This is a genomic window from Methylobacterium sp. EM32, from assembly GCF_040593685.1.
Classification (GTDB): domain Bacteria; phylum Pseudomonadota; class Alphaproteobacteria; order Rhizobiales; family Beijerinckiaceae; genus Methylobacterium.
The window spans coordinates 72540-82123 of record NZ_JBEXZS010000264.1 but is presented as its reverse complement, the minus strand read 5'-3'; the positions used below and the strand labels follow the sequence as shown (position 1 = coordinate 82123).

At 63.6% G+C, this 9584-nt stretch carries 8 protein-coding genes; 6 read left to right on the top strand and 2 right to left on the bottom strand.

The window, feature by feature from the left end; genetic code table 11:
• Nucleotides 1-214 precede the first annotated feature (214 nt).
• Both ABZT49_RS32785 and ABZT49_RS32780 read left to right on the top strand, forming a co-directional pair.
• Entirely contained in the window at nt 215-679 is a 465-nt protein-coding gene (locus tag ABZT49_RS32785; protein ID WP_355292628.1) for an Rrf2 family transcriptional regulator, read from the top strand.
• Complete coding sequence (locus ABZT49_RS32780; protein WP_355292626.1) at nt 669-1373, top strand: class I SAM-dependent methyltransferase; 705 nt, start codon at nt 669-671, stop codon at nt 1371-1373. Before ABZT49_RS32785 ends, ABZT49_RS32780 begins: the two co-directional genes overlap by 11 nt.
• 289 nt (nt 1374-1662) lie before the next feature.
• On the opposite strand, the gene ABZT49_RS32775 is transcribed toward ABZT49_RS32780, so the two are convergent.
• Nucleotides 1663-2226 (bottom strand): TetR/AcrR family transcriptional regulator, encoded by a 564-nt coding sequence (locus ABZT49_RS32775; RefSeq protein WP_355292624.1) that lies wholly within the window; start codon nt 2224-2226, stop codon nt 1663-1665.
• A gap of 108 nt (nt 2227-2334) precedes the next feature.
• Here ABZT49_RS32775 and ABZT49_RS32770 point away from each other — a divergent pair, with 108 nt between their 5' ends.
• Nucleotides 2335-3735, top strand: coding sequence for an amidase (locus tag ABZT49_RS32770; RefSeq protein ID WP_355292622.1), 1401 nt, complete (start codon nt 2335-2337; stop codon nt 3733-3735).
• A gap of 624 nt (nt 3736-4359) precedes the next feature.
• Here the strand turns inward: ABZT49_RS32770 and ABZT49_RS32765 are convergent.
• Complete coding sequence (locus ABZT49_RS32765; RefSeq protein WP_355292621.1) at nt 4360-6048, bottom strand: hypothetical protein; 1689 nt, start codon at nt 6046-6048, stop codon at nt 4360-4362.
• A gap of 802 nt (nt 6049-6850) precedes the next feature.
• On the opposite strand from ABZT49_RS32765, the gene ABZT49_RS32760 reads away from it, so the two are divergent.
• The 3 genes from ABZT49_RS32760 (at nt 6851) to ABZT49_RS32750 (ending at nt 9583) form a co-directional block, all read left to right on the top strand.
• Nucleotides 6851-7687 carry a VOC family protein gene (locus ABZT49_RS32760; RefSeq protein ID WP_355292619.1) on the top strand — a complete coding sequence of 279 codons (837 nt, stop codon included), beginning with the start codon at nt 6851-6853 and terminating at the stop codon, nt 7685-7687.
• A gap of 322 nt (nt 7688-8009) precedes the next feature.
• Complete coding sequence (locus ABZT49_RS32755; protein WP_355292617.1) at nt 8010-8633, top strand: 2Fe-2S iron-sulfur cluster-binding protein; 624 nt, start codon at nt 8010-8012, stop codon at nt 8631-8633.
• A complete protein-coding gene (locus ABZT49_RS32750) occupies nt 8633-9583 on the top strand; it encodes a xanthine dehydrogenase family protein subunit M (RefSeq protein WP_355292615.1) in 951 nt (316 codons plus the stop codon). The genes ABZT49_RS32755 and ABZT49_RS32750 overlap by 1 nt, the downstream gene beginning before the upstream one ends.
• Nucleotide 9584: the final 1 nt, after the last annotated feature.

The window sequence follows — 9584 nt, the reverse complement described above, 5'->3', positions numbered from 1 at the left end:
TCCAGGCCGCGCCTGACGGCCAGCGGCGCCTCCTTGTCCGAGCGCACCGCGAGGGCGAAGTCGACCACGTGTAGAGCGTTGTCACGGCGGGTGCCTCGGTCAGAGTGGCGCGGGCTGCTCCCCCGTCCCGAATGAAGGCGGGGAAGCGGCGGGCCGACCATCCCGGTCCGGCGAGGATTGACAGTCTCCCATCTCATGCAACATCATAAGTTTCATGAGACGAGACGGCAGATTATCAGGCGTGCTGCACGTCCTCCTCCACATGGCCGAGGCCGAAGGCCCGGTGACGTCCGAGCGGCTGGCCGCGATGATGGGGACCAATCCGGTCGTGGTGCGCCGGACCATGGCGGGCCTGCGCGACCTGGGGCTCGTCGCCTCCGGCAAGGGGCATGGCGGCGGCTGGACCCTCGCCTGCGACCTCGACCGGGTGACCCTCCACGACGTCTACGTGGCCCTGGGCTCACCGGAGGTGTTCGCGATGGGGCATCGGAGCGACGAGCCGACCTGTCTCGTCGAGCAGGCAGTCAACGCTGCCCTGGCGGGCGCTTTCCGGGATGCCGAGGCCCTGCTGCTCTCGCGGCTCGGCGACGTCACGCTGGGCCGTCTCAGCGCCGATTTTCGAGTGCGATTGGCGGAAAGCCGACCGTGCGGGCAGGAGGGCCGATCCGATGACGCATAGCGCGCAGCCCGAACCGATGGACTTCGTGGCCGCTTTCTCGGACCCCGAGGCAGCGGCGCGCTACGCCGACGGACCGCGCCGCTTCGTGCCGGGCTTCGAGGCGCTGCACAGGATGACCGGAATCCTGCTTGCCGAGCACGCGCCGGCCGATGCGCGGGTCCTGGTGCTCGGGGCCGGAGGGGGACTGGAACTGCGAGCGCTGGCCGAGGCACATCCGGGATGGACGTTCGTCGGCGTCGACCCCGCCCGGGCGATGCTCCGCGAGGCCGAGCGCACGCTCGGGCCGCTGAGGGACCGGGTGACCCTCGTCGAGGGCACCATCGACGACGCGCCCGACGGTCCCTTCGATGCGGCGACCTGCCTGCTCACCCTCCACTTCCTCGATGCACCGGCGCGCGAGGACACCGTCCGCGCCATCCACCGGCGCCTGAAGCCCGGCGCGCCGTTCGTCGCGGCCCATGGAAGCTTCCCGCAGGACGGTCGCCGCTCGCGATGGATCGCGCGGTACGAAGCCTACGCGGTCGCCTCCGGCGCCGACCGCGACCAGGCGGCGAAGGCGCGGAGCGCGGTGGAGGCCCACCTGCACACCCTCGCGCCGGAGGCCGACGCGGCCGTGCTGCGAGCGGGCGGCTTCCGGGACGTCGAAACCTTCTTCGCCGCCTTCACGTGGCGCGGCTGGATCGGACGGGCGTGATCGGAGCAGGCATTCGGGACGGAGGCGATCAGCCCGCACGGGATGCCCCTCGAGGACGGGACTTCAAACGGGGAGCGGGTGGACTGGCCGTCGGCCCTGGCCGAGGCGGGACCGGCGCCCGCCGGAGCGGTGCGGCAGTGGGGGCCACCTCCCCCTGCCTCGTCGGGAGGAGGCCCGATGCCGCGCAAGGGTCGGACGCGGGAGATCCCGTCCCGGCTCGAAGGCCGAGGGCCTTCCCTCCGCGGCGGACCTGGCCTCCCCGCTGCCGTGGTGCCGGCCCCTTCGGGCCCTACGCCGGCAGGAGGCCCGAGGTGCGGTAGCTCTCGATCAGGGCGTCGAACTGCGCGACGTCCGAGCGGCTCCTCGCATAGAGCTGGGCGCCGGACACGGCGGCGAAGATGGCCCGGGCCCGCGCCCCGCCGTCCTCGGGCTTCACCGCCCCGGCCATGACCAGCACCTTGGCGAGCCAGGCGACGTTGACGTCGGCAAAGCCCTGCGCCTCCCGCTGCACGGCCTCGGGCAGGTTGGCGTATTCCGCCGACATGAAGCTGCACAGGCACAGCCTGTTCCCGTCCTCGAGCGACCGGCGGAAGGTGCCGGGGTAGAGACGCAGGCACTGCACCGGATCCGAGGTCTCGGCCAGCATCGCGTCGAGTTCGGCCGCGATGTCCTCCCAGTAGCGCCGCGCCACGGCCGCGCCGAGATCCGCCTTGCTGGCGAAGTGGTGGTAGATGCTCGCCGCCTTGATGCCGACCTCGGCGGCCAGGTCGCGGTAGCTCAGGCCGCCATAGCCGTGCGCCTGCGCGGTCTTCCTGGCGGCGGCCAGGATCGTCTCCTTCACGTTCGAACTCACCTCAGCCTCCCGGTCGGCAGCAGTGCCTAACGATCGTTAGTTAGGGGTTGACGGGCCGAAAATCGAGGCCTACCTCTTGCCTGCCTAACGACAGGTAGGGAAACGGTCATGACCCAGGACATCATCTTCCGCGACGCCACCGCCCTCGCCGGGCTGATCCGGACCCGGCAGCTCTCGCCGGTCGAGGTCGTCCGGGCCCATCTCGACCGCATCGAAGCCGTCGACCCGAAGGTCAACGCCATCGTCACCGTCGCGGCGGGCGCGCTGGCCGCCGCGAAACGGGCGGAGGCGGCCGTGATGGCGGGCGAGGCGCTCGGGCCCCTGCACGGCGTACCCTTCACCGTGAAGGATTCCATCGACACCGCCGGCGTACCGACCCAGCGCGGGTCGCCCATCTTCAAGGGCCGCACCCCCGACGCCGACGCGACCAGCGTCGCCCGCATGAAGAAGGCCGGCGGCATCCTGCTCGCCAAGACCAACCTCCCCGAGTTCTCCTACTGGATCGAGAGCGACAACCGGCTCTCCGGCCGCTCGAACAACCCATGGGACCTGACCCGTACCCCCGGCGGTTCGAGCGGCGGTGAGTCGGCGGCCATCGCGGCGGGCATGTCGCCTCTGGGCCTCGGCACCGATCTCGCCATCTCGGTGCGCGGACCGGCCGCGCAGACCGGCATCGTCTCGCTCAAGGCCACCCACGGGCGTGTCCCGATGACCGGCATCTGGCCCCGCGCGCCGCGCCGCTTCTGGCACGTCGGCCCGATGGCGCGCTCGATCCGCGACCTCGCCCTCGCCTTCTCTCAACTCGCCGGCCCCGACGGCGAGGACGCCTTCGCGACCAGCACCGTTCCGTTCGATGCCGGCGTCACGCCGGACCGCAAGCTCCGCGTCGGCTGGATGGTCGGGCCGGGTTTTGGGCCCATCGACACCGAGGTTGCGGCGACCGTGCGGGAAGCGGCCGAGGCCCTCGGGGGCGAGGGCCATCACGTGGAGGAGGTGCGTATCCCGGCGCTGGAGCGGGACTTCGCCCTCGACGTGTTCAACGCGCTCCACGTCATGGAGATGAAGCCCGACTTCCGCGCCGCGACCGCCGGGCACGAAGACCAGATGTACACGATGGCCAGGACGATGCTGTCGCTACCGGATACGTCCGTGGAGGATTACGTTGCGGCCGAGCAGGCGGCGGAGCGGCTGCGCGACGGCTATGCGGCCTACTTCCGGGACTACGACGTCCTCCTGACCCCCGTGCTGCCGGTCCCGGCGCACGAGCACGGCATCCGGGACCTCGTCGTCAACGGCGAGACCGTCGACCTGACCTACCTCCAGGGCGCGACCGTGCCGCTCAACGTGACCGGCCTGCCCGGCTTGTCGATGCGGTTCGGGACCAGCCGCGAGGGTCTGCCGATCAACGTGCAGCTGGTGGGGAGCTGGCAGGCGGAGACCACGATCCTGCATGCCGCTTCGGTGCTGGAGGGCGTGAGCCCCGTTCGCGACCTGCACCCGAGCCTGTGATACGGGCGAAACCTACCGGGGCGCGCCCCGCAATCCTCGGCGGCGAGCGGGTCCCGGAGGGGCCTGCCCACCCCGTTTCAGGCGGATGTCCCTGGTGACGGGCATCGAAGGCTTCGTCCGGGCCTGCCCGAGGCCGACTTACACCTGCACATCGAGGGCACATCGAGCCGGAGATGATGGCGGTCCTCGCCGCCCGCAACGGCGTGATGCTCCGTTGGAATACGGCCGAGGCCCTGCGCGCTCCCTGTCGGTTCCAGCACCTCCCGTCGTTCCTCGGCTCGTAGTTCGAGGGCTGCCAGGCCTTGGTGACGGAGAGGAGCTTCCACGACGTGACCCGCGCCTGCCGGGCCCCGGTCGTGCGGGCCGAAAGGCCTGCCCTCGGGGTCGCCCGAATGGGCAGCGAGGCCGAGTGCCGCTGATCGCGATCCGACGCGTAGGCGCTATTGAGCGCTGGTCCTGATCGAGCAGGACCAGCGCAGACGGTGATTGAGAGGCTTGCTCTAGAGCACTTCACGATCGCGTTACAATCGCGAAGCTCTCCAGATCTTTGATTTTGCAGCATTTACTTGAACGAACCGGGGCCCACTTCGTTGGAAAATGCTCTAAGGTCCGAACGCGTTCCAACTAAAAAGGATTACAGCAGTTCGATGGGAAGGGCCAATTAAATACATCGTCCAGCGTTAATTGGCATTGATTAAAAAGGAAGTTGGATGCGGATTGGGAAGGTGCATTGGTGAAACTGACGATTGATGGATATGCATTATAATTACATATGGCATAGAAATTCCACATATTTGGATACATGGAGTTCGGCAAAAATCTGGTCAATGCTGGATTGAGAACATCTGTGCCATTCCAATCCAAATACTGGATTTCAGTCGTTTCGACGGCTTGAATTTCCCATATCGTGTATTGTGCAGTGAGGATCGATTTCGTAAACGAGACAAGATTATTCATATATATAGCTTGTCCTGCTGCAGTAGAAAACGCATAATTGAAGTAAAAATCTCCAGAATTTTCATTTATAACGGAGAGCTTGCCCCAATCCTGAATAATCGACTGGGCGTTGGTATTGACGAAGCCGAGACGTCTGGTGAATTCTGCGATAATTTCCGAATTAATATTTTCCAGCGTTGTGCTGAGTACGGTATTCGGTTGAGATTGCACTTGATCGCCGACCGTCAAAAAATCTATTAGGGAGCAAACAAGTGATATACCCGACGCAATCGATTCGTCTGATAATTCAACGGCACGGCCTTTCCTTTCTGTCGGCGCTGCGGACATTAATAGCTCTAATAACGCTTCTGCAACAGCGAGACCTTGGCTGATATCAACATTCATTGTTATATCGACGGGCGTAAAATCCGCCACGACGATCGCATTGAACGCTGAATTCATATAATTATAATAGACACTTGTGAAATTTGTCACCTGTTGCTGAAATTGATAAATCATCTGAACTGTGCCGACTTCGTTTAAGAGCTGATGTCGGACAAATTCAAAATCCGCCTTATAATCGGCATCAGATTTACTCGGTGTCACCATCGACAGGCCGACCGGTATGGCGGACGGCACAATGACGACAGGATTTGTATATAGCGCGCGCAAGGCTGCGACAGAAGGGGATTTTACCTCGAGATCACGCATTGTAACCAATTGGGCGATGATATCCTGGGCTGCTGCGCTCTGCTGCCCATCCGTGAAAGGAGGAAACGACTGCGTTTGTGCGTTGAGGATGGCGTCGTTCCACGGGTCATAAATGAGGGGAGAGACAAAACCTAAAGAACAATTGCTAAAAGTCGCTGGAGCTGCACCGGTTGCCGCGCAGACATCGAGATTTGTCCCCTTTTCATAATTTGTCCAAAATGGCCAATAGTTATCAAGTCCAGAGGTCCCGGGTGAGAGGGGATTGGACGGCCGTGGCAGAAACGATCCAGAGTCACCCCATAATCTGATCTCTGTCACATCTCCTAAGAAGGGGGCCGGTGAAAGCAAGCTGATGACCGCATTATGACCTATATTAATCATTCCCGTGAAATTGAAGTTTGTCGGTACAATTTGTTGCTGTGGTTGCCCTTCAACATTGGTAAGCATGCCATCTAGATAAATAGCAACGACGTTCGATTGCTTTGTCGACGTCATCCGAACGGAGGCTTGATGCCAATTTCCATCAAAGATATTCGTATCGAAGGTGCACGATAAGGTTACGATGGTTTTGCTAACCCTCGTATGATAGCTCATTCCAACGGTATTATTTTCATCTATGAATATCCAAAATTGCGCCGTCGGAATAAGGCCGTCGTACTGGACCAAATTGAATATATTCTGTTTTGCAACATTTGTCGTACGAAAATGAAATTCAATGGTTACGTTATTGTGAATAACCGCTTGATCAAGCGTCGCATATCCATTTGCGCTGGAGATTTGAATGCAATTTGGCATTTCTTCTACCTTTAATATATCTATTCTCAACCTTTGTTGAGGCGTAAAAAATGCTACGCAAGTATTGATCAAAATTTAAGCCGAGTAAAAATATTTATTAGATCTAACAATACATATATGTAGAGCTATAAACTATTTAGTGATTATCTAGTTGAGTATGATTTTAACGATGTATATAATGTTTTGTTTATGCGAATAGCATGGTTACGCAGAAAATTGATGGAATATATTCAGCTATAATCAACTTAAACTTAGGATAACAATCTTGATCTGCCGGTGCGACCCGGGCCAGCTGGCGTAGCCGGAGAGGCCTGGGACGGTCGCAGCCATTTCCCGGGTTTTATTCAGGGACGGATCAGCGCGAGATCGCATCCGCGATGCCTTCTGTGCGGCGTCAAAACAATCAAGGGATCGGGGCTCAGTGCCCCGCCCGCCCGCTCTACCTGCGCGACGTCCGACCCACTCACATCGGGTCAGATCGTGAACCGGTTGATCGCCCGGGCGCGTTTCGCCGCCTGTACCTGCAATGGAGCACGTCGCCGGGCCAGCCTCGGTCATTCGCGGTTCGGACCGAAGGCGAACGGCGCTCTATCGATTTTAACCTTTTTTTACCGGCGTAAATCTCGCGACGCGAGTATTTCTCCGTGTAAGAGCCTCAAGCCGGTGTATCGTGATGAGCCAAGAGAGCAACGACGAGCAGGACGGACACCATCGCCGTGAGATTCTCCAGGTTGCCGGCGCCGCTGCCGCGGCCGGTCTTCTCGGAGCGACCGCAACCTCCGCACAGACCGCGCGGCCAGGCGGGCGTGACGACGGTCCGCTCGGCGCGCGCCTGCAAGGCGTCCAGCATTTCGGCGTCACGGTTCAGAACATGGACCGGGCTTTCGCCTTCTACACCGAGGTTCTCGGCGGGACCGAGATCATGCGGGACGGCGACTTCAAGGGGGAGCCGGTTCATTTCACGCTGATGGCCGACCAGGAGATCGTCGCCCGCGAGCGCCGCGTCGATCCGCGCACCATCGGCGTCCCGGACCTGAAGGGCGGCTCTCAGCGGCTCGATGTCCGCTTCGTCCAGTTCGAGAACGTCGTCATCGAACTCCTGCAGTATCGCGACGCCGCACAGCCGATGGGCGGCGGCGACAGCTGGGCCGAGCCGCGCGACCACATGAGCCCGGCTTTCCCACGATCGATGCACATCTGCTTCTACGTCCGCGACGACGTGAACTTCGACACGTTCATCGCCGATCTGGAAACCGAGTGCGCACGCCGCGGCATGAATCAGGTCAGGGCGAACCGCACCGTTGCCGTGCATTCCGAGGAGGAGCGCCGCGCGGCGCCGATGAACACCAACACGATCAAGATCCAAGAGGGTCCGTCGAACGGCTGGTCGATCATCTATTGCAAGGGGCCCGAGGGCGAACAGCTCGAATTCGTCCAGGTGCTCGGCCCCGTGAAGAAGACGTTCGCGGATGCCGCCGCGGCGCGCCGAAAGGCGACGAGCCGGGGCTGACAGCGGGCCGGAAGCCGAGAGCAGGCCAGGCTCGTCCGAGCTGCCCCCGAGAACCCGACTGACCTCATCCAGGCCGGTCGGTTGGACGGATTTGTCGTCGTCTGAAAAGTCTTCGCATATGTAAGTGACGGCAAGGCGCACGATCCACAAGCTTAGGCTTGGTGCGCCGAGGCTCCGGAGCTTACTCCGGCGGCGTGACGATCATGGCGAAGCGCGTATGCGAGCCCTCGAATTCGTGAGAGGGGCCGAGCCCGGATTCTACCCATTCAGCCGTGCGGCTCGGCCATCGCGCCCGCGTCGATCGATGAGGAAGGGATCTTCGATGAGTCTTCCCCTATCACACGAGATCAGCCGACGAGAGGTCGGTGTCGCGGCAGCGGGTCTGCCGCCGGCGGCCGGCGGACAGGCGGCCGGTCCATCCGGGTCGGCGCCCCTCTCTCTCACCGTCAACGGCGAGCGTCGGCATCTCGACCTCGATACCCGCGTGACGCTGCTCGATGCGCTCCGCGAGCACCTGCACCTCACGGGCACCAAGAAGGGCTGCGACCACGGCCATTGCGGTGCCTGCACGGTGCTGGTGAACGGAATCCGCATCAATGCCTGCCTCAGCCTCGTGGCCATGCATGACGGGGACGAGGTGACGACGATCGAGGGTTTCAGCCGGCCGGACCGGTTGCATCCGATGCAGGCGGCCTTCCTCGCGCACGACGCCTTCCAGTGCGGCTACTGCACGCCGGGCCAGATCTGCTCGGCGGTGGCCGTCCTCGCCGAGATCGCGGCGGGCGTGCCGAGCCACGCCACCGGCGACCTCACCGCGCCGATGAGCTTGAGCAACAGCGAGCTGCGCGAGCGCATGAGCGGCAACATCTGCCGCTGCGGCGCCTATTCCAACATCGCCGAGGCCGTGGCCGAGGTTGCCGCAGTCCACTCGGCGGGGAGGCCCTGATGCAGCCCTTCACCTTTGAGCGCGCCGCGAGCCTCGAAGCGGCCGTGGCGGCCGTCGCCACCCGGCCGGGCGCCCGGTTCATCGCGGGCGGTACGAACCTGCTCGACCTGATGAAGTTCCAGATCGAGACGCCGGCCCACCTCGTCGACATCCGGCACCTGCCGCTGCGGGCGATCGAGGACCTGCCGGATGGCGGCCTGCGCATCGGTGCGCTCGCCACCAACACCGAGGTCGCCGCCCATCCGCGGGTGAAGCGCGATTACGGAATCCTTGCGCGGGCGATCGTGGCCGGTGCCACCGGGCAGCTGCGCAACAAGGCGACGACCGCCGGCAATCTCCTGCAGCGCAACCGCTGCCCGTATTTCTACGAGACGAACCTGCCGTGCAACAAGCGCCGGCCGGGGTCGGGCTGCTCGGCCCTCGGGGGCGTCACCCGCGCGCTCGCCGTCGTCGGCACGAGCCCCCATTGCATCGCCCAGAACCCGGGCGACATGGCCGTCGGCCTGCGGGTCCTCGACGCCGCGGTTGAGACCGTCCGGCCGGACGGGTCGCAGCGCCGGATCGCGATCGGCGATTTTCATCGGCTGCCGGGCGACCGGCCGGAGATCGAGCACCCGCTCGAACCGGGCGAGCTCGTCACCGCCGTCACGCTCCCGCCTCCGCCGGGCGGGACGCACCATTATCACAAGGTCCGCGACCGGGCCTCCTACGCCTTCGCGCTCGTGTCGGTCGCCGTCGTCCTGCAGAAGGACGGGACCGGGCGGGTCGCGTTCGGGGGCGTCGCCCCGCGACCCTGGCGGGTCGAGGAAGCGGAGGCGCGCCTGCCGGACGGTCCGGCCGCCGTCGCGACGGCCGCCTTCCAGGGCGCGACGCCGACGCCTGAGAACGCCTTCAAGATCCCGCTCGCCGAGCGCGCGCTCGCGCTGGCGCTGAGCGAAGGGAGGGCGTGAC

What these genes read in the sequence shown, in the direction of transcription:
- ABZT49_RS32785 (WP_355292628.1), top strand. Translation starts at nt 215, where the DNA reads ATGAGACGAGACGGCAGATTATCAGGCGTGCTGCACGTCCTCCTCCAC.
- ABZT49_RS32780 (WP_355292626.1), top strand. Translation starts at nt 669, where the DNA reads ATGACGCATAGCGCGCAGCCCGAACCGATGGACTTCGTGGCCGCTTTC.
- ABZT49_RS32770 (WP_355292622.1), top strand. Translation starts at nt 2,335, where the DNA reads ATGACCCAGGACATCATCTTCCGCGACGCCACCGCCCTCGCCGGGCTG.
- ABZT49_RS32760 (WP_355292619.1), top strand. Translation starts at nt 6,851, where the DNA reads ATGAGCCAAGAGAGCAACGACGAGCAGGACGGACACCATCGCCGTGAG.
- ABZT49_RS32755 (WP_355292617.1), top strand. Translation starts at nt 8,010, where the DNA reads ATGAGTCTTCCCCTATCACACGAGATCAGCCGACGAGAGGTCGGTGTC.
- ABZT49_RS32750 (WP_355292615.1), top strand. Translation starts at nt 8,633, where the DNA reads ATGCAGCCCTTCACCTTTGAGCGCGCCGCGAGCCTCGAAGCGGCCGTG.